General features: G+C 71.9%; 18 protein-coding genes and 2 pseudogenes. 13 read left to right on the forward strand and 7 right to left on the reverse strand.

Annotated elements, in window-relative coordinates:
* Window positions 1-2: 2 nt before the first annotated feature.
* Both C4V41_RS45745 and argH read right to left on the reverse strand, forming a co-directional pair.
* Complete coding sequence (locus C4V41_RS45745; protein WP_103962314.1) at window positions 3-1,181, reverse strand: argininosuccinate synthase; 1,179 nt, start codon at window positions 1,179-1,181, stop codon at window positions 3-5.
* Window positions 1,178-2,722: an argininosuccinate lyase gene (gene argH, locus C4V41_RS45750; RefSeq protein ID WP_160150622.1), complete on the reverse strand. Its 1,545-nt coding sequence runs from the start codon at window positions 2,720-2,722 to the stop codon at window positions 1,178-1,180. Before argH ends, C4V41_RS45745 begins: the two co-directional genes overlap by 4 nt.
* A 224-nt stretch (window positions 2,723-2,946) precedes the next feature.
* Between argH and C4V41_RS45755 the strand changes: the two genes are divergently transcribed.
* From C4V41_RS45755 to C4V41_RS45780, 7 genes are all read left to right on the forward strand, one after another.
* Complete coding sequence (locus C4V41_RS45755) at window positions 2,947-7,845, forward strand: non-ribosomal peptide synthetase (RefSeq protein ID WP_103962316.1); 4,899 nt, start codon at window positions 2,947-2,949, stop codon at window positions 7,843-7,845.
* A complete protein-coding gene (locus C4V41_RS45760) occupies window positions 7,842-12,449 on the forward strand; it encodes a non-ribosomal peptide synthetase (RefSeq protein ID WP_103962317.1) in 4,608 nt (1,535 codons plus the stop codon). The genes C4V41_RS45755 and C4V41_RS45760 overlap by 4 nt, the downstream gene beginning before the upstream one ends.
* Window positions 12,446-12,655 carry an MbtH family protein gene (locus C4V41_RS45765; RefSeq protein WP_103962318.1) on the forward strand — a complete coding sequence of 70 codons (210 nt, stop codon included), beginning with the start codon at window positions 12,446-12,448 and terminating at the stop codon, window positions 12,653-12,655. Before C4V41_RS45760 ends, C4V41_RS45765 begins: the two co-directional genes overlap by 4 nt.
* Window positions 12,656-12,674: 19 nt before the next feature.
* On the forward strand, window positions 12,675-13,937 hold the full coding sequence (locus C4V41_RS45770) for an MFS transporter (protein ID WP_103962319.1): 1,263 nt from the start codon (window positions 12,675-12,677) through the stop codon (window positions 13,935-13,937).
* Window positions 13,938-13,961: 24 nt separating this feature from the next.
* The gene (locus C4V41_RS45775; RefSeq protein ID WP_103962320.1) at window positions 13,962-14,900 is read left to right on the forward strand and encodes a methionyl-tRNA formyltransferase; all 939 of its coding nucleotides are present in this window, start codon (window positions 13,962-13,964) and stop codon (window positions 14,898-14,900) included.
* A 20-nt stretch (window positions 14,901-14,920) separates the two neighbouring features.
* On the forward strand, window positions 14,921-15,067 hold the full coding sequence (locus tag C4V41_RS62370; RefSeq protein WP_160150623.1) for a hypothetical protein: 147 nt from the start codon (window positions 14,921-14,923) through the stop codon (window positions 15,065-15,067).
* A 233-nt stretch (window positions 15,068-15,300) separates the two neighbouring features.
* Window positions 15,301-16,428, forward strand: coding sequence for a methyltransferase (locus tag C4V41_RS45780; RefSeq protein WP_103962321.1), 1,128 nt, complete (start codon window positions 15,301-15,303; stop codon window positions 16,426-16,428).
* Here C4V41_RS45780 and C4V41_RS45785 read toward each other — a convergent pair.
* On the reverse strand, window positions 16,379-17,935 hold the full coding sequence (locus tag C4V41_RS45785; RefSeq protein ID WP_160150624.1) for a serine/threonine protein kinase: 1,557 nt from the start codon (window positions 17,933-17,935) through the stop codon (window positions 16,379-16,381). The two genes, C4V41_RS45780 and C4V41_RS45785, sit on opposite strands and share 50 nt — an antisense overlap.
* A 100-nt stretch (window positions 17,936-18,035) precedes the next feature.
* On the opposite strand from C4V41_RS45785, the gene C4V41_RS45790 reads away from it, so the two are divergent.
* Window positions 18,036-18,728, forward strand: coding sequence for a class I SAM-dependent methyltransferase (locus C4V41_RS45790; RefSeq protein ID WP_103962323.1), 693 nt, complete (start codon window positions 18,036-18,038; stop codon window positions 18,726-18,728).
* Between the two features lie 52 nt (window positions 18,729-18,780).
* Window positions 18,781-19,320 carry a GNAT family N-acetyltransferase gene (locus C4V41_RS45795; RefSeq protein ID WP_103962324.1) on the forward strand — a complete coding sequence of 180 codons (540 nt, stop codon included), beginning with the start codon at window positions 18,781-18,783 and terminating at the stop codon, window positions 19,318-19,320.
* 68 nt (window positions 19,321-19,388) lie between these two features.
* Here C4V41_RS45795 and C4V41_RS45800 read toward each other — a convergent pair whose 3' ends face one another.
* The 3 genes from C4V41_RS45800 to C4V41_RS62375 form a co-directional block, all read right to left on the reverse strand.
* Window positions 19,389-19,898, reverse strand: coding sequence for a DUF4240 domain-containing protein (locus C4V41_RS45800; RefSeq protein WP_200824683.1), 510 nt, complete (start codon window positions 19,896-19,898; stop codon window positions 19,389-19,391).
* A 59-nt stretch (window positions 19,899-19,957) separates the two neighbouring features.
* Window positions 19,958-21,190, reverse strand: a complete 1,233-nt coding sequence (locus tag C4V41_RS45805; protein WP_103962326.1) for a leucine-rich repeat domain-containing protein — start codon at window positions 21,188-21,190, stop codon at window positions 19,958-19,960.
* A gap of 306 nt (window positions 21,191-21,496) precedes the next feature.
* The gene (locus C4V41_RS62375; protein ID WP_160150625.1) at window positions 21,497-21,682 is read right to left on the reverse strand and encodes a hypothetical protein; all 186 of its coding nucleotides are present in this window, start codon (window positions 21,680-21,682) and stop codon (window positions 21,497-21,499) included.
* Window positions 21,683-21,718: 36 nt separating this feature from the next.
* Here C4V41_RS62375 and C4V41_RS66275 point away from each other — a divergent pair.
* The 3 genes and pseudogenes from C4V41_RS66275 to C4V41_RS45820 all read left to right on the forward strand — a co-directional run.
* Window positions 21,719-21,787 (forward strand): annotated as a pseudogene (locus C4V41_RS66275) (histidine kinase); the annotation flags it as partial.
* Window positions 21,788-21,807: 20 nt separating this feature from the next.
* Window positions 21,808-21,999: pseudogene (locus tag C4V41_RS65600) on the forward strand (acyl-CoA-like ligand-binding transcription factor); the annotation flags it as partial.
* Window positions 22,000-22,079: 80 nt separating this feature from the next.
* Window positions 22,080-23,309 carry an FxsB family cyclophane-forming radical SAM/SPASM peptide maturase gene (locus C4V41_RS45820; RefSeq protein ID WP_103962328.1) on the forward strand — a complete coding sequence of 410 codons (1,230 nt, stop codon included), beginning with the start codon at window positions 22,080-22,082 and terminating at the stop codon, window positions 23,307-23,309.
* 29 nt (window positions 23,310-23,338) lie between these two features.
* Here C4V41_RS45820 and fxsT read toward each other — a convergent pair whose 3' ends face one another.
* Window positions 23,339-25,873, reverse strand: coding sequence for an FxSxx-COOH system tetratricopeptide repeat protein (fxsT, locus tag C4V41_RS45825; protein WP_103962329.1), 2,535 nt, complete (start codon window positions 25,871-25,873; stop codon window positions 23,339-23,341).
* Between the two features lie 273 nt (window positions 25,874-26,146).
* On the opposite strand from fxsT, the gene C4V41_RS45830 reads away from it, so the two are divergent.
* Complete coding sequence (locus C4V41_RS45830; protein ID WP_103962330.1) at window positions 26,147-26,338, forward strand: hypothetical protein; 192 nt, start codon at window positions 26,147-26,149, stop codon at window positions 26,336-26,338.
* The last annotated feature ends 63 nt before the right edge of the window (window positions 26,339-26,401 follow it).

Below are 26,401 nucleotides of genomic sequence, written 5' to 3' on the forward strand. Positions count from 1 at the left end.
AGTCAGTCCTGGCGGCCTCTGAGCGGCAGCGACCACACGTAGGCGAACCCGGCGCCGGCCCGGTGGTCGAAGGTGTCCCCCGCCTCGTACGTGGCCAGCGCCCCGCTGTAACGGGAGTTCGGCGACCGGCGGGCGACCACGGAGCAGTTGCCCTTGTAGAGCTCGACGGTCACCTCGCCCGTCACCTGCGGCTGCAACGTCGCGACGAACCCGTCGAGCGCGCGGCGCAGGTCGGAGAACCAGTAGCCGTAGTAGGCGAGCTCGGCGTACCGCTGCGCCAGCCCCTGCTTGTGGTGCAGCGTCTCACGGTCGAGGACGATCGCCTCCAGCTCCTCGTGCGCCGCCATCAGCACGGTCGCCGCCGGGGCCTCGTAGATGCCGCGGGTCTTGAACCCCACGACCCGGCTCTCGACGATGTCCACCCGGCCCACGCCGTGCCCGGCGGCGATCGCGGTCAGGTGGTTCACCAGGTCGGTGAGCTCCAGCTTGTCGCCGTCGAGCGAGACGGGTACGCCGCCGTCGAAGCCGATCGTGACCCGTTCGGCCCGGTCGGGCGCGGCCTTGGGGTCGGCGGTGAGCTGCCAGGCGTGGCAGGGCGGCGGCCGGTCGATGTCGTCGAGCTCGCCGCACTCGATGCTGGTGCCCCAGATGTTGGTGTCGATGCTGTACGGCTTCTCCTTACTGACCGAAACCTCGATGCCGTGCTCGCGGGCGTAGGCCAGCTCCGTCTCACGGGTGGTCAGCTCCCAGTCGATGACCGGCGCCAGCACCCGCAGCCGCGGATCGAGCGCGGTCACGCTGGTGAAGAAGCGCACCTGGTCGTTGCCCTTGCCGGTGGCGCCGTGGGCGACGGCGTCCGCGCCCTCGGCGTGGGCGATCTCCACCATGCGCTCGGCGATCAGCGGCCGGGAGAGCGGCGCGGCCAGCAGGTACCTGTTCTCGTACCGGGCGTGCGCCTGCAGCGCGGGCAGCGCGAAGTCCCGCAGGTAGCGGGTGGTGAGCGGCTCCATGTAGACCTTGGAGGCGCCGGTGCGCAGCGCCCGCTCCCGCACGGTCTCCAGCGGCTCCAGCTGGCCGATGTCGGCGCAGAAGGCGATGATCTCCGCGTCGTACCGCCGCTTGAGCCAGTGCAGGGCCACCGACGTGTCGAGGCCGCCGGAGTAGGCCAGAACGATCTTCATGACAGGTCTCCGTAGAGCGTGGGCAGGTCGGGGGCGATCCGGTCGAGGGCCTTGCCGAGGTCGGCGCCGTCGGCGACGTCGCGGGCCGCGCCGAAGGCGGCGTCGTGCGCGCGCTGGAGCCGGCGCCGCGTCCCCTCGAGCCAGGCGCCGTACGCGGTCACGGCGGCCCGCAGTTCGGCGCGTACGGCGGTGACGCTCCGCGGCGAGGTGCCGCCGGGGCTGGTGTAGCCGGTCACCGCGGTCCTGGGCGCGAAGATGCGGGCGAGCACCGGCTCCGGCACCGGGTGGCCGAGCCCGGCGAGGATCTCCGCGCTCGCGGCCGTGTCCCGCAGGGTCGCGCCCCGCCGGATGAGGGCCGAGACGAGCGCGCCGCTGACGTGGTGCGCCTCGCGGAAGGCCAGCCCGCCGGCCGTCAGGTGGTTGGCCAGCTCCGTGGCCGTGGAGAAGTTGTCCCAGCACAGCTCCTCACCGCGCGCACCGTCGAAGCGCAGCCCCCTGGTCTGGCCGGCCACGATGCGCAGGGTGGAGAGGTAGGCGTCGATGGCGTGCCACAGGTACGGCTTGTCCTCCTGCAGGTCGCAGCTGTAGCCGAGGGTCACCCCCTTGGCCATGGTGAGGAGCTGGACGAGCGTGCCCGCGGTCCGCCCCGCGCGGCCCCTGGCCAGCTCGGCGACGACCGGGTTCTTCTTCTGCGGCATGATCGAGCTGCCGGTGGCGTACGCGTCCTGGACCTCCACCAGGCTGTGCTCGTGGCCGCTCCACACGACGATCTCCTCGGCCATGCGCGACAGGTTGTTGCCCCCGATCGCGAAGGCGGAGGCGCTCTCGATCAGGTAGTCGCGGGCGCTGGTCGCGTCGAGCGCGTGACTCAGCACCGCGCGGAAGCCGAGCAGCCGGGCGGTGACCTGGCGATCCAGCGGGAAGGAGGTGCCCGCCAGCGCGCAGGCGCCCAGGGGCGACTCGTCCGTCCGGTCGAAGGCGCCGCGCAACCGGCGCACGTCGCGCAGCAGCAGGCTCGCGTGCGCGGTCTTCCAGAAGGCGACGGAGATCGGCTGGGCGGCCTGGCCGTGGGTGTAGCCGGGCAGGATCGCGAGCAGCTCCTCCTCGGGGAAGCCGAGCAGCTCGCCGATCAGCTCCAGGTTGGCCTCGACGGCGTCGAGCTGGACCCGCCGCAGGTACATGCGGGCGTCCGTGGACACCTGGTCGTTGCGTGAGCGCGCGGTCTGCAGGTGGCCGCCGACCTCCCGGCCGAGATCCTCGATGACCTGCTGCTCGATGTTGAAGTGCACGTCCTCCAGCTCGGGGCGCAGGCGCAGCCGGCCGTTCTCGCTCTGGTCGCGCAGCCGGAGCAGCGCGCCGAGCAGGTCCCGCGCGGCCTCGGCGGGCACGATCTTCCTGGCGCCCAGCATCAGCACGTGCGCGACGCTCTGCCAGAGGTCGGCGAAGACGAGCCGTTCGTCCACGTCCACGGTGAGTGTGTAGTCGAGTACGTCCTGAGTGATGTCCTCGGCAAAACGACCGCCCCATAACTTGTCAGTCACCGGCGGTCCTTTTTTCGGATTTTCGCGACATGTTCCGAGATTAACGAAAAAGGCTTCAACCACTCATTATCAATTGTGATGAAAAGGCCGTCGATAGTGGTATGGGCGGGTTGTCACAACTCACGAAGACACGATGTGAGCCGACTGACATGCTGGTCCGGGCAGCGCGGGTGATCGGGAACGGCCTGGCGGTGCGGGAGCAGGGTTAACGATCTGGAGGCTGCGTGAACGCCAAGTCCGTTGTTTTCTCGTACGCACTCGACGAATCATTAAGGGCGGGCGGCGAGCGAATTGCCGTTCGCGCTGGCGGCTCAGAACTGACTTATCGGCGGCTGCGGGAACGGGCGCTCGACGTCGCCTCGCGCGTCGGTGCGCCGGAGGCCGGCACCGTCGTCGCGATCATGTTGCCCAGAGGCGACGAGCTGATCGCCGGGCTGGCCGGCGTCCTGCTGTCCGGGGCCGCCTTCCTTCCGGTCGACCCGTCGCTGCCGCTCGACCGGAAGCTGCGCATGCTCGCCACGGCCGACCTGTGTCTCACCGACGCGGCGGGGGCGCCGGTCGCGAAGCGGGCGGGCGTACGGCTCCTTCCCGCGTCCGGCTCACCTCTCGCGCAGGTGGCCTTCCACGGTGAGCAGCTCGCCTACGTGCTGTTCACCTCGGGCACCACCGGGACGCAGAAGGCCGTCGAGGTGCCGCAGCGGGCGCTCGCCGCGCACGCGAAGGCCGTGCGGGCCGTTTATGGGCTGACCCGCGAGGACCGGGTGCTGCAGTTCGCCGGGATCGGTTTCGACGTGGCGCTGGAGGAGATCTTCCCGACGCTGCTGGCCGGGGGCACGCTGGTGCTCGCGCCGGCCTCGGCGATCACGACGGAGCAGTTGTCCGGGCTCATCGAGCGTGAGCGGGTGACCGTCGCGAACCTGCCCACGCCGTACTGGGAGCAGTGGGTGCGCGACCTCGACCAGGGCGGCGGGGCCGTACCGGCGTCGTTGCGGCTGCTCGTCGTCGGGAGCGACATGGGCCGCGCGGCGACGCTGGCCGCCTGGCGCCGGTTCAGCCAGGTCGAGATGATCAACGCGTACGGTCTCACGGAGACGACGATCACCTCCACCACGCACCCCCTCACCGGCACCGATTCCCGTGAGGGGACCCTGCCCGTCGGCACCGCCATCCCGGGCACCGAGGTGCTGCTGCTCGACGACGACCTGGAGCGGGTCCCGGCCGGTGAGGTGTACATCGGCGGGCCCGGCGTGGCGCTCGGCTACCGCGGCGACCCCCGGCTGACCGCCGGCAGGTTCGTCCCCGACCCCTGGTCAGGGCGGCCGGGGGCGCGTCTGTACCGCACCGGCGACCGCGGCGTCCTCGGGCCCGGCGGCGTGCTACGGGTGCTCGGCCGCGCCGACGGCCTGGTGAAGATCCGGGGCCAGCGGGTGCATCCCGAAGAGATCGTCCGGCACCTGCGCACCCATCCCGAGGTCGCCGCGGCCCACGCCCGCGCCGAGACCGGGGACGACGGTGATCCCCGGCTGGTCGCGTACGTCGTACCGGCCGACTCCCACAGCGTGCCCACCGCGGGACGGCTCCGCGAGCACCTGGCACGTTCCCTGCCTGCCGGGCACCTGCCCAGCCGCTACGTCGTCATCGACGCGCTCCCGCTGCTGCCCGGCGGCAAGATCGACACCGGCGCGCTGCCCAAGTCGCAGTTGTGGCAGCGCGACATCCCCTTCCGGGCTCCGGAGACCGCGACCGAGCGCGCGCTGGCCGGGCTGTGGGCCGAGACGCTGCGCGTCGACCGGATCGGCGCCGACGACTCCTTCTTCGACCTCGGCGGCCACTCCCTCGCCGCCGTGCAGATCACCAACCGGATCCGCGCCCGCCTGCGGGCCGAGATCACCGTCGCCGACCTGATGGCCCACCCGACGGTCGCCGACCTGGCCGAGCTCGTCGAAAGAAGCAGCCCCAGCGCGTCCGTCCGGATGGAACGCGGCGGAGACTACGCCCGGGTGCCGCTGACCGCGCAGCAGCAGCAGGTCTGGTTCCTCGACCGGCTCTCCCCCGGCAACATCGCCTACCACGCGCAGACGACGATACGGGTGGTCGGCGACCTGGACCTGGGTGCATTGCGGCGCGCGGCCGGCGTCATCACCGCCCGCCAGTCGATCTTCCGGACCACGTTCCACGACGACGACGGGGTGCCGTACCAGCGGGTGCACGCGGCGGGCCCGATGCCGGTCCACCTCGCGGACCTGTCCACGGTGCCGGAGTCCGAGCGCCGGGCCAAGGTGGAGGAGCTGGTCGTCCGCGACATGACCACGCCGTTCGACCTGGGCGAGCTGCCGCTGGTGCGGTGGACGGTGGTCCGGCTGGCGCCCGACCTGCACGAGATCATCCTGGTGGAGCACCACTTCGTGCACGACGGCTGGTCCTTCGGGCTGCTGATGCGGGAGCTGCGGGCCGCGTACACCGCCGAGGTCACCGGGGCGCCCGCCGGGCTGCCCGAGATCGAGTTCCAGTACGCCGACTACGCGCGCTGGCAGGAGCGGGCGCTGGCCGGTGACGGCATGCGGCGCCAGCGCGACCACTGGGCCGCGACCCTGGCCGGCAGCCCACCGGCGGTGTCGCTGCCCACCACCAAGGCCAGGTCGCGGCCGCAGAGCTTCGACGGTGGCATGGTGCGGCTGGAGGTGTCGGCGCGTACCGTCGCCGCGCTCCGCGAGCTCGCCAGGACCCACCACACCACGCTGTTCAGCGCCATGCTCGCCGGCTTCTACGCCACGCTGTGGCGCTACACCCGCCAGGACGACCTCGCGATCGGCTCGGCGTTCGGCAACCGCCAGCTCGCCGAGACCGAGGACGTCATCGGCATGTTCGTCAACGCGGTCGTGCTGCGCTGCGACGCGGGCGGCGACCCCACGTTCGCCGAGCTGCTGCGCCGCAGCACCGAGACCGTCCGCGCGGCCACGGCCAACCAGGAGTACCCGTTCCTGGAGCTGGTGCGCGCCCTCAACCCCGACCGCGACCCCGCGGCCAACCCGTACTTCCAGGTCATGTTCAGCGCCAACGACGCCCGGATGCCCGATCTGGAGCTGCCCGGGTGCTCGGCGACGGTGTACGAGCGCGACAACGGCTCGGCGAAGGTGGACCTCAACGTGGTCGTCATCCCGAGGGCGGAGGCGGAGCCCGGGGCGGACGGGCGGTTCGACGGGCGGGTGACGATGTTGTGGGAGTACAACAGCGACCTGTTCGCCAAGGAGTTCATCGCCGAGGTGGCGGACTCCTACCTGCAGCTCCTGGCCACGATGGCGGACGACCCGGGGGTGCGGCTCGCCTCGGTGGATCTGCTCGGCCCGGCGAGCCGCTCCGGGCTTCTCACCCTGGGCACCGGCGCGTCCGCCGAACCGGCCCCCGGTTTCGCCGAGCTGTTCGCCGGGGTGGTCGCGCGCACTCCGGACGCGGCCGCGATCAGCACGGTGGACGAGACGCTCGGTTACGCGGAGGTGGCCGCCCGGGCCGCGTCCATCGCCTGCCTGCTCACGCCCGGCTCCGACGCTCCCGTCGGGATCCTGCTGCGCCGTACGCCCTCGGCCTTGATCGCGTTGCTGGGCACGCTGCTGTCCGGGCGCGGGTATCTGCCGCTCGACCCGGCCCATCCGGCGGACCGGATCGCGTACATGCTCGCGGACTCCGGCGCGCGCCAGGTCCTCGTCGAGCCCGGCACCGCCGGCCTGCTCCCCCCGGGCCCGTGGAGCGCACTCGACATCACCGACGTCCCCGGCCGAGCCGCCTCCCCCCGTCAAAGCACGCACCCTGCCGCGACCGCCTGGGTCATGTACACCTCGGGCAGCACGGGACGGCCCAAAGGCTGCCGGGTGACCCACGCCAACCTCGACCATTTCGTCCGCTGGACGCTCGCGGAGAGCCCCGCCGGGCTGCTGGACCGCACGCTCGCCTCCACCGCGCTGACATTCGACGTCTCGGCGCACGAGCTCCTGCCGACGCTGGCGGCCGGCGGCACGATCGTGCTGGTCGACGACCTGTTCGGGCTGCCGTCGCTGCCGGAGCGCCTGGTGCCGACGCAGGTCAACGTGGTCGGCAGCATGCTGGCCGAACTGCTGCGCGAGGGCGCGATCCCGGCGGGCGTACGTTCGGTGAACTTCGTGGGAGAGGCCGGCACCGCGCCGCTCGTACGGCTGCTGACGGAGGCGGGCGTGCCGATGGTGCGCAACCTGTACGGCCCGACCGAGACGACGGTGTTCGTCACCGGCGGCCCGGTGACCGCCGACCCCGACCGGCCCTGGCCACTCGGCACCCCCGGCCCCGGCGTCGAGGTCTACGTCGTGGACGAGAACGGGATGCTGTTGCCGCGCGGCGTCGAGGGCGAGCTCGCCATCGGCGGCGAGGGCGTCAGCGACGGCTACGTCGGCCGCCCCCGCCTCACCGCCGGACGCTTCGTCCCCGACCCGTACGGCCGGCGCCCGGGCGGCCGCCTCTACCTCACCGGCGACCGCGCCCGGTGGGCGATGGACGGCAGGCTGGACTACCTCGGCCGGCGCGACCACCAGGTCAAGATCCGTGGCCTGCGCATCGAGCTCGGCGAGATCGAGCAGGTCCTGGGCACACACCCGGGCGTCGCGGCCGCGTACGTCGTGGTCCGCGGCGAGGCCCCCGACCAGAGCTTGGTCGCGTACGTACGACCCTCGGCGCACGAACCACCCTCCGCGAAGGACCTCGCCGCCCACGCCGCGCTCAAGCTGCCCTCGGGCCTGGTGCCGACCTCTTACGTCCTGCTCGACGAGATCCCGCTGACCACGTCCGGCAAGATCGACCGCGCCCGGCTCCCGGACCCACCACCCGGCACCGGCCCTGCCACCACCGAGGTGGCGGAAGGGGCCGAATGGGCCGAGCTGGAGCGCACACTGCGCGGCATCTGGGCGGACGTGCTCAACGTGCCCGAGGTGGCCCGGCACGACAACCTCTTCGATCTGGGCGGACACTCCCTCGCCGTGCTGCGGATCCGCCACCGCATCAGCCAATCGACCGGCGTCGACCTCCCGGTGGCCGTCTTCTTCTCCCATCCGACGGTCGCCGAGCTGGCCGGCCACCTCGCCGAAGAGGTGCCCGCATGACCGGCGCACCCGATCGTGCGCCGTTGACGCCCTCGCAGCTCGGGCTCTGGTTCGGCGAGTTATGGGAGCGTGAGGTCCAGCCGGACGGCGGGGCGGCGCTCTACCACATCAACACCTCACTCCGGGTGCGCGGCCCGCTCGACGCCGGCGTGCTGCACCGGGCGCTGACCGCCCTGCTCGACCGGCATCCGGTCCTGCGCGGCCACGTCGTCCCGGGCGAGCGGCCCGTGCTGGAGGACACCGGCCCGGTGGTGCTCGCGATGCCGGTGGTGGACTTCTCGCACTCGCCGCGCACGGCGCTGGACATGGCCCGGGCCAGGCTCGCTCATGAGGTGGGCCGGCCGTTCGACCTGTCCCGGGGCCCGCTGCTGCGCGCGGCTCTGCTGCGGCTGTCCGCCGACGACCACGTGCTGGTCCTGGTGGTCCATCACCTGGTGTGCGACGGCCTGTCCCTCAGGGTGCTGTATCGCGACCTCGGCCGCCTCTACCGCGTACTCGCCGCGGAGACACCGGCCGACGAGACGTGGGAGGTGCTCTTCCTGCCCACCTCCTGGTTCGGGCGGGATACGACCGTGCCGGCCGACCGGGAGGAGGCGCTGCGGTACTGGGAGGAGCTGCTGCGGGGCGCTCCCGAGGTCATCGAGCTGCCGGCCGACCGGCCGCGGCCCGAGGGCGGCGGGAGCGCGGGGCGGGCGTTGCGGCGGGTGGTTCCGTCCGGGCTGTGGCAGCGGCTGGTGGGCGCCTGCGGGAGGTGGCGGGTCACGCCGTACATGGTGGTGCTGGCCGCGTACGCGGTTCTGCTGGCACGGCTGACCGGGCAGCGTGACCTGGTGATCGGCTCGCCGTCGTCGGGGCGTACCTCGATGGACGATGCCGACACCATCGGCATGTTCGTCACCACGGCCCCGCTGCGGCTGCGCGTCGGTGCCGGTGACACCGTCCACGACCTGCTCGGCCAGGTGCGGAGCAGGGTGCTCGAAGCGATGCGGTACGGCGGTGTCGGGTTCGAGGAGCTGGTGGACCGGCTGCAGGTGCCCCGTTCGACGGTGTACGCGCCCATCGTCCAGGTGTTGTGCGGCCTCGACCAGTTGGACGTGATCGCGCCCGAGTTCGGCCCCGGGGTCGTCGCCGAGCGGATGGCGACGCCGTGCACGAACGCGAAGTTCGAGCTGGGTCTCGGGGTGGAGGTCACCGCCGGGGAGGTCGTCGCCGACTGGGAGTACCGCACGGACCTGTTCGACGAGAGCACGGTGGCCGCGCTGGCCGACGCCTACCTGGCCCTGCTGGAGTCGTTCGTGGCCGATGGCGGCGACGGGCTGGTGCGCGACCTCGACGCGGGCGGAAACGGCAGCCTGCTGTTCGGTCCCGCGCAGCCCGAAGGGCCGGTCCTGCCGACGCGGGTGCCGGTGCCGGTGCAGATCGCCGAGCGGGCGGCTCTGAGCCCCGGCGCCATCGCGGCCCGGACCGATCGGGGCGTCGAGGTGACGTACCGGGAGCTCGACGATCGTGCCAGGTCGCTGGCCACGCGGCTGCGCCGAGCGGGTGCGGGGCCGGAGGAGGCCGTGCTGCTCGCCCTGCCGCGCGGGGTGGGCTGGGCCGTGGCGGTGCTCGGCACCTGGTACGCGGGCGCCGCCGTCGTCCCGCTCGACCTGTCCTTACCCGACCAGCGGCTGCGTGCGATGACCGAGGCGGCCGGGGTGCGCATCGGACTGGCCGAGTCCCCCGAGGCGGCCAAGACGATCGCCAAGCGACTCGACATCGACCTCGACTGGCTGGATCTGGACGGCACAGGCGGTGATGGGGCCGAGGTGCCCGACGTTCAGCTCAAGGCGCTGGCCTATGTGCTGTTCACCTCGGGATCCACCGGGCTGCCCAAGCCCGTCGCGGTCGCCCATGACGCGCTCGCCTTCTACGCCGGTATCTTCGCCGAGCGCCTGGCGATCACCGCCGACGACGTGTTCCTGCAGTTCTCGGCGCTGACCTTCGACGTCTGCTTCGAGGAGACGGTGCCGGTGTGGTGCCTCGGCGGCTCGGTGCTGCTGCTGGAGGACAACAAGATCGCCCCGGTGGACCTGGAACGGGTTCTCGCCGACGGTGGCGGCACGCTGGCCGACTTCACCAGCTCCTACTGGGCCGAGTGGGCCCGCGACCTGGAACGCCGCCCGCGCCCGCTCCCTCCTGCGCTGCGTACCGTGGTGATCGGCGCGGAGGCGGGCTACGTGGCCGACCTCAAGCGGTGGTCGGAGCGTACCAACGTACCGGTCGTGAACGCCTACGGCCTGACCGAGACGCTGATCACCTCGATCACCCACACCGGCTCGGTGAGTGACGGCAGGCTGGGCCCCGTCGTGCCGATCGGCCTGCCGATGCGCGGCATGCGCGGCTACGTGCTCGACACCGAGCTGTGGCCGGTCGCGCCCGGCCTGGCGGGCGAGCTGTACGTCGCCGGCCCCGCCCTGGCCCGCGAATATCCGGGCCTGCCCGCCGCGACGGCCGAGCGGTTTCTGCCCGATCCGTTCGCCGGGGTGGCGGGGGCGCGGATGTACCGGACCGGCGACCGGGCCAAGGTGGACGCCGACGGTGTGCTGCGCTTCGTCGGCCGGGTCGACGGCCAGATCAAGGTACGCGGTCACCGGGTCGAGCTGCGCGAGGTCGAGGTGGCGGTCGCCGCTCATCCGGACGTCGAGGAGGTGGTCGCGCGGGCGGTGCGTACCGAGGGCTCGCACGAGGTGATCGCCTACGTGGTGGCCCGGCCCGGAGGCACCCTCGACACCGATGACCTGCGGCGATTCCTCGTCCAGCGGATACCGGGCTACCAGGTGCCCGCGTACCTGGTCGAGCTGGCCGAGCTGCCGCGCACCGCCGGCGGGAAGCTGGTGCCGAGCGCGCTGCCCGAGCCCGTACGAGGTCCGCGGCCCGAGGCCGCGCCGGTGGACGCCACGCAGGCGGCGCTGCTGCGCATCTGGTGGGAGGTGCTCGGGCGCGACGATGTCTCGGCCGACGACAACTTCTTCGCCGTCGGCGGAAACTCCATTTCCAGCATCCGGATGGTCTCGCTGGCCAGGGCGGCCGGGATGCCGTTCACGGTGCGGGACGTGTTCGCCCATCAGAGCGTTCGTGAGCTGGCGGAGGCGTTCGGCGCGGCCTGGGCGCCCCAGGTTAGTGCGGGCGACCTGCGGGAAACGCCTGTCGGCTCGCACCGGCCGATCTCCCGTGAGTTTCGCCTACCCGATACCGCCCATCTCGGGATCGAGGGGGCGAGCCGGGCGGCGTTGCTGGCCGGGGTGATCGACGCCGAGCGGATCGAGCCGGCCGGTCCGATGCAGCGCTGGGGGCTCAACCGGCTGCGGAACCAGCCCCGGCCGGGCATGTACCGGGTGTACGAGGCGTTCGACGTCACCGGCGCCGGCGTGGACGTCGACGCGCTGGTCCTGGCCTGGAACGCGCTGGTCGAGCACCATCCGGCCCTGCGCACCTCGCTGCGCACCCATGACGGTGTGGACCTGCGGGTGGTGCACCGCAACGCCGCCCTGCCCGTACGCCGCGTGGACCTGCGCGGGCACGGCACGGCCGGGGCCGTTCTGGCGCTCGACCGGTATCTGAGCACGGTCAGGAGCAGCCCGGCCGATCCGCTGCGGCGCTGTCAGGTCGAGCTGACCGTGTTCGACCTCGGGGACGGAGCCGCCTACCTGGTGTGGGACTACTGCTACCTCAATCTCGACGGCTGGTCGTTCTCGGCGCTGCTGCGGGATCTGTTCGACCTGCACGACGGTTTCCGGGCCGGCGAGCCGGTCACCCTGGCCGCCCGGCCGGAGCTCGGGACGATCCGGCAGGAGTCCGACCTCGCCGCCGCCCGCTCGTACTGGACCGGCAGGCTCGCCGGCGCGCCGCACCGCCTGCTCGGCGCGGACGGCGTGGCAGGTTCGAGTGGACGGGCGCACGCCGACCAGCGGGCCTGGCTGCCCGCCGAGCGCACCGCGCTGCTGAACCAGCGGGCCGCCGAGGCGGGCGTGACGCTGCACACCCTGGTCCAGGGCGCCTACGCGATCGCGCTCGGGCACGCGCTCGCGACCGGCGACCTCGTCTTCGGCACCGTCGTCTCGGGCCGGGCCGACACGGACGACGGGCAGGACGCCGTCGGGTGTCTCAACAACCGGCTGCCCTGCCGGGTCGTCATCGACGGCGCCGCCACCTGCGCCGACTGGCTGCGCGGGCTGCAGGCCGACCATGCCGACGCGACCAGGTATGAGCACGTCTCCCCCCTCGACGTCCAGCGCTGGTGCGGGATCGACGACGCCGACCGGCTCTACGACACCGAGATCGTGGTCGAGAACTTCCCGTTCGACGGCCGGCTGCAGTCGCGGCTCGCGAGCTGGAACCCGATCGCCAACGGCTCCCCGGGCGACGAGACGTTGCGGCTGGTCGTCTGGCCGGACCCGGCCCTGCTGCTGAAGGTGAGCCACTACCGCGAGCACGTGTCGGACGAGCGCGCCGTACACCTGCTGCACCACGTCAGACGCGTGCTCGACACCCTGGCCGACGGCCTGGACCGGCCGGTCGCGTCCATTCAGCTTGAGATTCAGCTCGATGAGGAGTGCTCATGACCGACAGCACCGACTACCGCGTCGTCCGTAACGACGAGGACCAGTACTCGATCTGGCCCGCCGGACGCCCCCTGCCCCTCGGCTGGACCGAAGAGGGCACCACCGGCGACCGCGAGAGCTGCCTCGACCGGATCGAACAGGTATGGACCGACATGCGGCCGCGCTCACTCCGCGAGCACCTGGCGCGGGCCGAGAAGACGGGCTGAGGAAGAGAGGGGCACCCCCGTGGACGGTAAGGCCACGCCCACCGTCGCCAGGCCGAGTCTCTGGCGCCATCGCGACTTCACCCTGCTGTGGGCGGCCCAGACGGCCAGCCAGGTCGGCTCGCAGATCACCTTCTTCGCCATCCCGGTGATCGCGCTGACCGTGCTCGACGCGTCCGCGACCCAGGTCGGCCTGCTCGCGGCGGCGGAGACGCTGCCGTTCCTGCTGGTCTCGCTGCCCGCCGGCGTGTGGGTCGACCGCTGGAACCGGCGCCGCACCCTGATCCTCACGGACGTCGGCCGGATGGCGGTGCTCGCGGCCCTGCCGCTCGCCTTCGCGTTCGACGTGCTGAGCATCGGTCTGATGCTGGTCGTCGGCCTGCTGGTCGGGGTGCAGACGGTCTTCTTCGAGATCGCCGACCAGGCGTTCCTGCCGTCGGTGGTCGAGACGGAGGACATACCGGCGGGCAACACCCGGCTGGAGGTGTCGAGGTCGATCGCCTACCTGGGGGGACCGAGCTTCGGCGGGCTGCTCCTCCAGGTGCTCCTCGCGCCGCTGGTGCTGCTGCTCAACGTGAGCACGTACCTGCTGTCGGCCGTGCTGATCAGCAGGATCAGGGCGGGCGGCGAGACCAGGGCGCCGGCGCCGCGCCGCAGGATGGCCCGGGAGATCGGTGAGGGGCTGCGGTTCGTGTTCGGCAACCGTACGCTGCGGGCGATCGCCATGTGCACGAGCCTGATGAACCTGATCGGGCTCGGGGGCGCGCTGACCGCGCTGCTGACCGTGTTCGCGCTCAACGACCTCGACCTCACGCCCGGCACGCTGGGGCTCATCCTGACCCTGGGCAACGCGGGCGCCCTGCTCGGCGCGGTGGTCAACGCCCGGGTGGTCAAGGCGCTGGGGCTGGGGCCGACGCTGGTGGGCGCCGCGATGCTGGCGGTGCTGCCGATCCTGCTCATCGCCGCGGCCGGCCGGGGTGCCGGGGCGCTGCTCATCTCCGTCGCCATCGGGCTGATGCTGGCGGGGATCTCGGTCTACAACATCAACCAGATCAGCCTGCGGCAGGCGATCACGCCGACGGAGCTGCAGGGCCGGATGAACGCCTCGATGCGGTTCGCGGTGTGGGGCACGCTCCCGCTGGGCGCCGCCCTCGGCGGCGTGCTCGGCGACGTGGTCGGCGTGCGGCCGATGTTGTGGGTGCTCGGACTGCTGGCGGCCGGCGTGTGCCTGCCGCTCCTGCTCACCCGCGAGGTACGCACACTGCGGGCCCAACCAGCCAACTGAACGCGAACCGAAAGGAAAGAGGGCGTGCGTCTTATCTTCATGGGTTACCAGACGTGGGGGCACCGGGTGCTGGAGGCCCTGCTGACCTCCGAGCACGAGGTCCCGCTCGTCATCACCCATCCGGCGAGCGACCACGCGTACGAGTCCATCTGGGACGACTCGGTGGCGGACCTCGCGGCCAAGCACGACATCCCCGTGCTGGAACGCCGGTACGCCAACGACGAGGAGGTGGCGGAGCTGCTGCGCGAGCTGAGCCCCGGCCTCCTGGTCTCCTCCGACTGGCGTACCTGGGTGGCCCCGCACATCTACGGCCTGGCCAAGCACGGCGCGATCAACATCCACGACGCGCTGCTGCCCCGCTACGGCGGCTTCGCGCCGCTCAACTGGGCCCTGATCAACGGTGAACGCGAGGTCGGCGTCACCGTGCACTTCATGAACGAGAGCTTCGACCTCGGCGACATCGTGCTGCAGCGCCGGGTGCCGGTCGGGGACGACGACACCGTCACCGACCTGTTCCACAAGACGATCGAGCTGTTCGCGCCGATGACGCTGGAGGCCATCGACCTCATCCACTCGGGTCGTACGGACTGGGTCAAGCAGGATCCGGCCCAGGCCACGTTCTTCCACAAGCGCTCGGCCGAGGACAGCCGGATCTCCTGGACGTCGCCGGCCAGGGACATCGCGAACCTGGTACGGGCCCAGGCGGACCCCTACCCCAACGCGTTCGCGTACTACAACGGCGAGCGCATCCGGGTCCTGTCGGCCTCGGTGTCGAGGCTCCGCCTGGGCGGCACGCCCGGCCGGGTGTTCCGCCCGGACGGCAAGGGGGTCGCGATCGTCTGCGGGCCCGGCGCGCGCGGCGGCACCGAGTACGGCGTGATCCTGGAGCGTATCCGCACCGACGACGGCCGCGAGCACCGCGCCACCGACTTCTTCCGCACCATGGGGGGCTATGTCACGTAAGCCCTTTCGCCAGCGCCAGAGTGACCGCCACGGCCAGCGCGGCCACGAGCAGGCCCGGCCGCAGCGCGAAGACCACGTACGGCGCGGCCAGCAGCAGCCGCAGCGGCGCCCCGGTGCTGTACTACCGGACGGAGGCCGGCGACGTGCTGGTCCGCGCCGCCCGGTAGCCGATTTGCCGGTGGCGGACGTGCTGTGCGAACCTCGTACGTCATCCTCGTGGAAAGGGCTTGTCGTGACGCTGGGCATGGTTCTGGGCGACGTCCGCTCGCGCGCTTCGGCGCGGGAGCGGTAGCCCTGCCTGCCCTGACACTCGTGCGCGCGCCGCGGCACGGGTGGTCGTCCTGCTCCTCGCCGAAGTGCTCTTCGTGCCCCCCGCACGTTCGATCACGAGGAGTACCCGGTGTCCACCGTCCGCTGGACCGAAGACCACACCACCCGATCCGCCCGCTGGCGTTCTGAGAACGCGGCACCCGTTCCCGGCCGGGTCGTCGTCGCCGACGACCGGATGAAGGCCGACACCGCCTACCGCCTGGCCCGCGAAGGCACCGCGCTGCTGTGGCGGGGCGACTACCACAACGGCCGTCAGCTCCTGCGCGCGATGGGCCGCCGCGCCGGTGACGGCCCCGCCGGCGATTTCGAGCAGCACCGTCAGGCGCGCGGCCGGCGGGCGCGCGTGCTGGGCAAGCTGCTGGTGCTGCTGGAGGACGATCATTCGCTGAGCCTGCGCAGGGCTCCCGATGTACGTCTCGCGTGCACGCAGGCGTACGGCCCGCCGCACGAGCCGGTGGTGGTCGCGCTCAGCGAGCTGCTGGGCGTGCTCGGGGCTCATCAGTGGCGCGTGAAGGGCGTGCCGGTGCCGGCCCTGGACGCCCGTGTTCATCCCCATTACGGGGTGTTCTCGCCGGTCAGAGGCGAGTACGTCGATCTGGTCGCGCAAGCGCCGCTGCCCGGCCTCGGCACGGCGTTCGACCTCGGCACGGGGACCGGCGTGCTCGCCGCCGTCCTGGCCAGGCGCGGGTTCGAGCGGGTGGTGGCCACCGACATCAGCCCGCGCGCCCTGGACTGCGCCCGGGAGAACGTGCGGCGGCTGGGCCTGGACGGGCGGGTCGAGATCGTGGGGCCCGCCCTCTATCCCGAGGGCCGCGCCGATCTGGTCGTGTGCAATCCGCCCTGGCTGCCCGCCCGGCCGAGCTCCGCCCTCGAACAGGGCGTCTACGACGAGGACGGCGCCATGCTGCGCGGGTTCCTCGAAGGGCTGCCCGCCCGCCTGCGGCCGGGGGGCGAGGGCTGGCTCGTCCTGTCGGATCTGGCCGAGCACCTCGGGCTCAGGACGCGGCGCGAGCTGCTGGAGGCGTTCACGGCGGCCGGGCTGCGTGTCGTGGACCGGATCGACACCGTGCCGCGGCATCCCCGGGCGCGTGACACCGCCGATCCCCTCCATGCCGCCAGGCAGGCGGAGGTCACCTCGTTGTGGCGGCTCAGCACATGGTCCAGCTCTTCGACATCGCCCGCCGGACCGGGGAGGTGAGCTGGAAGGTGACCGTGTGCCGGGAGCCCAGTTCGAGGGTGATCTCCCTCTTCGAGCCGAAATAGTCGCTGCGGGCGTGGGAGGGGATCCGCCGGGAGCCGCTCTCGATCACCTGGCCGTCGACCAGCCACTGGTAGGAGAACGGGGCGCCCGTCTCGCTGCTGTCCAGGCCGACGCCGAACGTCATGGCGCCGTAGTAGCAGGTGACGCCCTCCTGGTTGATCCGGGACTTCCCGGCCATCCTCACGTAGGCGAGCGTGAACGACGCGGCCTTGGCCTTGGTCCTGGTCGGCGACGGGCGGCTGGTGGCCGGCTTCCTGGTCGGGGTGGGGCGGGCCGTGGTGGGCTGCTTAGTCGGGGTGGGGCGGGCGGTGGTGCGCCGCTGGGACGGAGAGGGGGCTGGGCGCGTGGTCTTCGGGGCGGCCGACGGGGTGCGCGTCCTGGTGGTCTTCTTGCCGGTGGGCGTGGAGGTCTTCTGGCGCTTGGGTGAAGCGGTGACCGAGGGGGTCGGCTCGCGTTCGCCGAGCCTGGCGGCCAGTTTGACCGATTCGGGGGTCTTGTCCAGGGAGGCGTTCCAGATGACGACACCGGCCGTCAGGCACACGGCCACCGCCCCGGAGACGCCGGCGATCAGCGGGAACCGCGACCTCGGACGGCGCGGCGGCACCGGGCCGGACATGACGGGGTTCGGCGCACCTGACCAAGGCTGCCGCTGGATCGGCGCCTCCGGCCGGCCGCCGATCAGGCGGAGGAGGACGTCCTGCATCCGGGGGCGGGCGTTCGGGTCCTTGGCCAGGCAGGCGTACACGACCGAGCGCAGCGGATCCGGCAGGTCCCCCAGGAACGGCTCCTGGTTCAGGACGCGGTTGATGACCGCGGGCAGCGAGTCCTCGCCGAACGGCGGCGTGCCCGTACCGGCGAACACGATGACCGAGGCCCAGGCGAACACGTCCGCCGCCGGGCCGACGTACGCGCCCGCGAGCTGCTCGGGAGCCATGTACGCGGGCGTCCCGACGACGCTGCTGGTGACCGTGACCGCGGAGTCGGCGGCGCGGGCGATGCCGAAGTCGATGACGCGCGGCCCATCGCGGCCGAGCAGCACGTTGGCGGGCTTGAAGTCGCGGTGCACGATGCCCGCCTGGTGGATCGCGGCCAGCGCCGTGGCCGTGCTGACGGCCAGCCGCTGCAGGTCGGCGCCGTGATGGCGGCCCTTCCGCTGCAGGGACGGGCCTTCGACGTACTCGCTGACGATGTACGGCCGCCCGCCCAGCGACGCGTCCAGCACCTGGGCGACGCAGAACGGCTCCACCCGCCGCGCCGCCGCGATCTCCTTGGCGAAGCGGTCGCCCCCGGCGGCCTGCCGCAGCACCTTGACGGCCACCGGCCGGCCGTCCGGCGCCTGGCCCAGGTAGACGATGCCCTGGCCGCCCTCGCCGAGCCGCCCGACGATCCGGTAGGCGGCGATCACCTCGGGGTCGCCCGGGCGCAGCGGGTCGGCGTTCGGCATGAGTACGGTGACTCCTGTGACGGCTGAGGCGGACTTATGCACCCTAGCGGCATAAGTCGTGATTCGCTGGCTTGATCGCCATCCGGTGGGATCATGGACCATGACGTGGGACGAAGCCTTCGCGTACCGGTACGACGACTGGACCGCGCACGTCACCGACGACGTCCCCTTCTACACCACCCTGGCGCGCGACGCCGGCGGCCCGGTGGTCGAGCTCGCGGTCGGCAACGGGCGCGTCGCCATCCCGGTCGCGCGAGCGATCGGCCGTCCCGTCATCGGCATCGACCACTCCCCGGCCATGCTCGCCCAGTGCCGCACCCGCGCGGCCGCCGCCGGAGTGGAGCTCGACCTGCGGCAAGGCGACATGCGCGACCTCTCCTTGGACGAGCCGGCGGCACTGATCTACTGCCCCTTCCTCTCGCTGCAGCATCTCCCGGCGTGGAGCGACCGCCGGCGCGCCTTCGAGCGGATAGCCGCCTCCCTCCGGCCCGGCGGGCACTTCGCCTGGAACGCCATCGCCTTCGACCACCACCTCGCCGCACGTCTCGACGGCGCGCGCGAAGAGGAGCCGGTCCCGCACACCTTCCGGTTCGCCGTGGGCGACAACCGCATCGACATCGTCCTGGACGACGGCGCGACGAGCTCCTCCTGGTGGGCGACCAAGAACGAGTGGCTCGGGCTGCTCGACGTCGCCGGGCTCGAATTGACGGCGCTCTACGGCGGCTTCGGGAACGAGCCGTTCACGGAGGAAAGCCGCGAGTACGTCTTCGTGGCGCGCCGCCCGGAAGAGTGACCATCCGGAAATCGATTTGACCAGATACGGGAGAGACGAGAATGATTTCCGGGTGCACATCGAGTTCGCGCGATTCTCCCCCGCTGACACCGAGGCGCTGGCCGCCTTCCTGACCGGCGAGGAGTGGCCCTACCACGTCGGCACCCAGGACCCCGAGGCGATCAGGCGCCGGGCGGCCGAGGGCGGCTACGACGACGAGGAGACCCGGACGTTCTGGATCCTCGCCGACGGGCGGCGCGCCGGGCTGGTGCGGCTGCAGGACCTGGCCGACGACACGCCCCTGTTCGACCTGCGGATCGGGCTGCCGTGGCGGGGCCTGGGCCTCGGGACGGCGGCGGTCGTCTGGCTGACCGCGTACCTGTTCACCGAGCTGCCCCAGATCCTGCGCATCGAGGGCACCACCCGCCAGGACAACCACGCCATGCGGAAGGTCTTCCGCAAGAGCGGCTACGCCAAGGAGGCGCACTACCGGCAGGCGTGGCCGGCTCAGGACGGCACCCTGTACGACTCGATCGGCTACGCGATCCTGCGCGACGACTGGCTGGCGGGCACGGTGACGCCGCCCGACTGGGACGACGAGCAGCCCGCCTGACGGTCAGGCGACCGCGCCGGACCCGTCCAGCACGGGTCAGGCGATCGCGTCGGACCCGTCCGGCACGGTCAGGCGATCGCGTCGGACTCGTCCAGCAGCGCCATCAACCGCGGGTACCGGCGGCGCATCTCGTCGTCGTCGTTGAAGTCCCAGAATCGCCCCAGTCTCGGGTACGCGCCGCCGCCCTCGGGCAGGCCGCGCCCCGTGAGCTGCCGGTGGGCCCATTCGGGGGCGTACATGAAGTCCTCGTACTCGCACGCGCCCAGATCTCCGGCGATGCTGCTCCTGACCGGGCCGTGGCCGGCCAGGGAGTCGGGGTCGGCGAGCGCGGCCTCGTACACCGCCCGCCCCTGGGCGACCAGCCAGCAGCGGAAGTAGTCGAAGCCGTCGTCGGAGCAGCCGTTGTTGATCAAATACGCGGCTCCCCACAGATCGGCCCGATGCGCCGCGAGGCGGCAGTCGGCGAGGTGGCCGTCAAAGGCGGCGATCTCGCGTGCGGTCAACCGGCTGAGCGTGGCGACGAGTTCGTCCAGCGTGGGACGTTCGGCGAGGATCGCCCAGAATTCATCACGAGTCACCTTTGGCATTCTTACGCCAAGCAGCCCTCTCGCGGGGCGACTCGCGCAGAGAAGGGGGCCTATCGTACGTCGATGCCCCGGGCCCTGAGGCCGGCGATCGTGGCGGCGGGCAGGTTCGGGCAGCCGCGCAGCAGCACCTTGGACAACGCCGGCAGGCCGGACAGGTCGCCGAGATCCGTCAGGTTCGCGCCGTCGTACACGCTCAGAGACCGCAACTCCGGCAGCTTGAGCGCGCCCAGACTGCGCAGCCCCCGGCAGTCGTGCAGGACGAGCCGCTCCAGGTGCGCCAGGTCGCTGAAGGCGGACAGATCGGTCAGGTGGTGCACCCGGTTCAGGGACAGCTCGCGCAGGACGGGCATGTCGGCCAGGGCGGAGACGTCGGTGAGGCGTTCGGTCTCGACCAGGTGGACCCCGCTGATCGACGGATGCCCGCCGAGCCCGTTCAGCGAGGTGAGCCGGTTGCGTTTGAAAAGGGTGATCTCGGTCAGCGCCGGCAGGCGGGACAGCGGGCGCAGGTCGGTGAGCGGGCAGGTGGGCGTGCCGAGCGAGGTCAGGTTCGGGTGGTGGCCGAGACCGTCGAGCCCGTTCAGGTTCGGGCTGCCGGTGAGCCACAGGGCGGTCAGGTGCCGCAGGCCCGCCAAGGGGCTGAGGTCCCGGAGCGAGCGGCAGGCCTGGAGGTTGAGGACTTCGAGCCGGGGCAGGCCCGCCGCGATGCCGTCGAGGCTCGCCACCGACGTCCCCATCAGGTCCAGGGTGCGCAGTTCGGTCATCCCCATCAGCGGGGAGATGTCCGACACCGGGAAGCAGCCGTGCAGGTCGAGCTCGCGCAGCGCGGTCAGCCCGGTCAGCGGCCGCAGATCGGCGACCGACGGGCAGCCGCGCACGTCGAGCTCCGTCAGCCCGGTCAGCCCGGCGACCTCGGACAGGTTCTCGCGGTCCTTGAGGCGCAGCGACCGCAGCGCGGTGAGATGGCGCAGGCCGGGGACGGCGGCGGCCTTGGTCAACGTCAGCTCGCTACGTCCTTCGCGCACGAACGCGGGCGCCAGCACCAGCTCCGCGAAGATGTCCGGATCGGTCGACTCCGGCCACAGCTTCAGCAGCTTGTGGGTGTGCGGTGACGTCAGCTTGGCGGCGAACAGGCCGGCCAGCGTCAGCGCGGTCCGCGCGTGACCGGCGGGCGCCGGCTGCCGGACCAGCTCGCGGACGGCCTTCCACGCCCGCGCCTCCGACACCGTGGCGAGCTTGGGGCGCAGGGCCGTGATGTAGGGCGGCTCGGCGGGTGGCGTGATCATGACGGGTCACCTTAGTGCATTGAGAAAGCGGGCACGCCCTGGTTGCCATGCGACTGCATTGTAAAAAATGGGGTGTGGGACGTGCCGATCGAGTTCGCGCGCAACGGCGACGTGGAGCTCGCCTACGAGCGCCTGGGCACACCGGACGGGGAGCCGCCGCGCGCACCCGGGATGGAAGCGCGGCCGGGTCAACGTCGCGACGGTGGCCCGGCTCATGCTCAGGCAGAGCCCGCGGCGCCACGCCCCCGGCCGGGAGGGCGCCGCGCGGCGGTTCGCCGACGGCATGCGGGTGATCGCCTCCCCCGGTTACCCGCCGGACGAGGCATGGTGGCGGGAGGCCGCCGCGGTGTCGTACGACCGCTGCCCGGACTCCCAGGGCGGCGAGATGCGCCAGTCGGCGGCCGTCGGCGCGACCGGCGACCTGCTGCCCCGCCTGCCCGCGATCACCGCGCCCACGCTCGTCCTGCACGGCGAGGCCGACCCGATGGTCATGAGCATCCTCCATATGTGGGTGAAGCCTGGAAGCCAATGTCGCCGCCGCCCGAACGCGACCGGATCGCCCGGGAGATGCACGATGTGCTCGCCCACCGCCTGTCCCGGCCGAACGGCCGCTCGCGGAGGCGATCGCGGAGCGGACCGGCCTCGACCCGGACCGCGACCTGTTCCCCGCCGTCACGGCGGCCGCCATCGCCGGCGGCATCCGGGTGGCCGGGCGGCACTGGCTCGAACCTGGCAACGACCTCTCGTTCGCGACGGCGCTGTTCCGAGCCCTCTCCTGCGTGTTCCAGGCCGGAGAACCCCGGGAATAATCGCCATGGAACGATGGCGCGACCCCGGGCCCTCAGTCATCATGTAGCGGGTGCCCCCGTAGTCGTCGTGCCTGGAGCTGATGCGCGTGGGAGAAGAGCCCGGGGCGGACGCCCTGGAGTGGCCCGCCGGCCTCGACGTCGACAGGCTGCTGGAGCTGGGCTGGCGGCCGACCGCGCTGCGGCAGTTCATCGTCAAGCTGCACAGCCGGTGCAACCTGGCCTGCGACTACTGCTACATGTACGAGATGGCCGACCAGGGCTGGCGGCGCCAGCCGCGCCGCATGTCGAAGATGACCGTCGACCGGGTGGCCGCGCGCGTCGCCGAGCACGCCCTGGCCCACCGTCTCGGTGACGTCGAGGTCATCCTGCACGGCGGCGAGCCGCTGCTGGCCGGGGTCGATCACACCCGCTACGCGGTGCGGTCGCTGCGTTCGGCGCTGGCCGGGGTGGCCGGCCTCACCGTACGCGTCCAGACCAACGGCGTGCTGCTCGACGAGGCGTTCCTGGAGATGTTCGCCGAGCTGGACGTGTCCGTGGGCGTGAGCCTCGACGGCGACGCCGACGGGCACGACCGGCACCGCCGCCGCGTCTCGGGCCGGGGCAGCTACGACGAGGTGCGGGCCGGCCTGGAGCGGCTGACGTCGCCCGCCTACCGTCACCTGTTCGGCGGGCTGCTGTGCACGGTGGACCTGGCGAACGACCCGCTGGTGACGTACAAGGCGCTGCTGGAGTTCGCGCCGCCGATGGTGGACTTCCTGCTGCCCCACGGGCACTGGGGCGCCCCGCCGCCCGGCCTGCCCGACCCGGGGGCGATCTACGGCGAATGGCTGATCCCCATCTTCGACCACTGGTACGGCGCGCCCCGCCGGGAGACGCGGATCCGGCTGTTCGGCGAGATCGTCCGGCTGGTGTGCGGGCGGCCGTCCAGGAGCGAGTCGATCGGGCTGTCGCCGGCGGCGATGCTGGTGGTGGAGACGAACGGCGGCATGGAGCAGGTCGACACGCTGAAGTCCGCCTACGACGGGGCGACGGGCACGCCGCTGAACGTCTACCGGGACTCCTTCGACACGGCGCTGCTGCTGCCCGCGATCGCGGCCCGGCAGATCGGCGCCAGGGCGCTGTCGCCCACCTGCCTGGCGTGTGACATCGCGCAGGTGTGCGGGGGCGGGCTGTATCCGCACCGATATCGGCCGGGCAGCGGGTTCCGCAACCCGTCGGTCTACTGCGCCGACCTGTACCGGCTGATCACCCACATCCGGCGGGTGGTGGCCGCGGACGTCGAACTCCTGGCCAAGGCGGCTCCGGCCTGAACCGACGGCGAAAGGTCGAACCTGCGGCCTTAAACCGGCGGCGGGTCGAAGTCGAAGTCCAGGTGTCGCCCCTCGGCCGCCGCGACGGCGTCCGCGTGCTCCATGGTCAGCGTCTCCGTGTAGTGCCGCATCGTCGCGTCGTGCAGGCGCTGCGCCTCCTCCTTACGGCCCGCGGTGGCCAGGTCGGCGGCCAGGTTGGCGGCGGCGCCGAGGGTCGTGGGGTGCGTGTCGCCCAGGAGCGCGGCCAGCCGCCGGTGGGTGTCCTCTTCCAGCGCGCACGCCTCGTCGAGCTCCCCCAGCTCGGACAGGTCGCTGGCCAGGTTGAGCGCGATGATCAGGACGTAGTGGTGGTCGCGCCCGAGCTTGGCCTCGATGCCGGCCAGGTTCTGCCGGTTGAGGTCGCGGGCCTGGCGGGGGCGGCCGAGAACGCGGTGCAGGAGCGCGACGTTGCTGGCGCAGCCGTAGTTGTACGGGTGCTCCGCGCCGTACATGGCCGGATAGCGCTGCATGGTGTCCTGGGCCAGCGTGAAGGCCTCCTCCGCCTGGGCGTTGTAGCGCATCGCGTTGGACAGGGCGGTGGCCGCGGCGAGCGTGCCGGGGTGGTCGAGGTCGTACAGGCGCTTGTAGCGGGCGTGCACGTCGGAGGCCAGTTCGAGGGCCCTGTCGCGCTCACCGGTGCGCAGCCGGGCGATGGACAGGTCCTTCTGGGCCATCAGGATGCGGGGATGGTCGGCGGAGAACGCCTCGAAGCCGTAGGCCAGGGCCTCCTCGCCCATGTCGCAGGCCTCCTCGAAGTCGCCGCACAACCGGACGATGCGGCCGAGGCCGGTCCACAGGTTGAGCACGGTGCCCCGGGTGACCACGGGCTGGGCGAACTGCGCCGTCCTGAGCGCCTCTTCCAGCAGCGACCTGGCCCCCTGGTATTCGCTGGTGAGGCCGTAGTCGAGGGCCAGGTTGTTGATGGCGCGCAGGGTGAGCACGTGCTCGGGCCCGAGCACCTCCTCGTGCAGGCGTACGGATTCGGCGTCATGGTCGCGCGCCTCGTGGAACAGGCCCCTCGCCCGCAGGTCGGCGCCGATGCCGTTGAGCAGCATCAGGGTGTCGCGGTGCTTCTCGCCGACCGCCTCGCGCATCGTCTTCAGCGTTTCCTGGTTGAGCTCGTAGGCCTCGTTGTAGCGGCCGCGGTCGCGCAGCAGGTTGCCCTGCGCGCGCCGGGCCCGCAGCACGTGCAGGTCGGCGGGCCCGGAGCTCGCCGTCCACTGCTCCAGGAACGTCTGTACGTGCGTGCGCGCCGCCTCGTGGTTACCCGACGCGCTGAGGTAGGTCAGGATGTTCATCGCGAAGTCGCGCACGTCGTCGCGTGTGCTCCCGGCCACCCTGGTGGGGCCCACGTGGGCGAGCAGGGCGTCGTATTGCGGCCAGTCGGCGGGGTCGTCCGGGTTCTGCGGGGCCGCGCCGACCATCAGGGAGTGGACCTCCGAGCGGATGGTGTCCTGGACGTCGACCGGCAGTTCCTCGCGCAGCAGGGCCTGGATCAGCCGGTGGACCTGCAGTGTCCGCGCCCCCGTCTCGGTCTCGACGCGGATCAGGGCGTAGCGGCCCAGGCGCTTGATGACCTTGCTCAACCGGATCGGATCGGCGAGCACCTCGGCGACCTCCGGGCGCACCGGGCCCGGCACCGGGCGGAACGCCGTGCGCGGGATCGGCTCGGGACCGAAGAAGGCGCAGCAGCGCAGCAGGTCGACGGCCTCGGGCAGCGACTCCTTCAGCTTGGCCACCGACAGGCCCCAGGCCGCGGTCATCGACACCGGGTATTCGGTCGGCTTGCCCTCGCTCAGCAGGCTCGCCGTCTGCTCCTTGAGCAGGCGCAGGTATTCCTCGGCCGACATGCCCGTCTCGGTCTGCAGGGCGGCGGCCTGCTCCAGCGCCAGGGGCAGGTCGCCCAGCGCGTCGGCCAGGCGGCCGGCGTCCGCGTCGCCGATCGATCTGCGCATGCGCTTCTTGAGGAAGTCGACGCTCTCCTCGCGGGTGAACACATCGATGGCCAGCGCCTCGACCACGCTGCCCCAGCGGTGGTTGCGGGAGGTGATCAGGACGTCTCCCGGGCCCGGCGGGAGGAGGTCGGTGAGGTCTTCCGGCTCGTCGGCGTTGTCGAAGATCAGCAGCCAGCGCGCGTACGGCTCGCCGCGGCGCAGAGCCTCCAGAACCGCCAGGGCGGCCTCCTCGATGCCGGTGCTGGTCGGGTCGGGCACGCCGAGGCGCGGGGCCAGCATCGCCAGGTTCGATCTGACCAGGCCGGGCTGGTCGGCCGGGATCCACCAGACGACGTCGTATTCCGCGCGGAAGCGGTAGGCGTACTCGATGGCCATCTGGGTCTTGCCGACGCCACCGAGGCCGTGCAGGGCGTGGGGCACCACCGCGGTGATCCTCTCACCGATGCCGCCGCGCAGTCTGCCGAGCTGCAGCTCACGCCCGGTGAAGTTGATATTGCGCGGCGGAACCTTCCAGACCTCGGGAAAACTGGTCGCCGACCGCTCTGTGGCGGGGTGCCATGAGACCGACACGTGCTCCGCCTCCCGTCCACTCGACGCGAATCACAGCAGGGATATCCGAGAACATGCGCAGGATAAATCGATAGTAGTCCCGCCCGAGGCCCGATGGCCCCGCTTCGCGCCGGGTGTTTTCCCGGTTAGGGACCGCACATTTCGCGTATTCGGCGCGACTGGAAATCCGGGTTATTCTCCCAGGCTAGGCGGCGGTCGGCGGATGTGATAAATGCCTGTTGAACACCATCGCCGACGCTGCGGGGCGGACATCGCCCCAGCGAGGGAGCGCCCATGCAGCCCCAGATCGTCACACGGTCACGAGCCTTCGTCGATCTGTCCGTGATCTCCCGTACCGACCTGCGAGAACTCGGCGATACCGCGGTTCCGCACGCGTTATCGGAGCTCCTCGAAGGCGGGCTGGAAGAAGAGGAGACGTTCGCGCGGTTCGACAACAGCACGTTGCCGCCGCAACTGGACAGCTGATCGATCAGCGGGTGGGGATTTCGATCTTCCCGGATCCGCCTCAGGCAAAAGGGGATGCCGTAC

It is taken from the genome of Nonomuraea solani (assembly GCF_900108335.1).
GTDB classification, from domain to species: Bacteria; Actinomycetota; Actinomycetes; order Streptosporangiales; family Streptosporangiaceae; genus Nonomuraea; species Nonomuraea solani.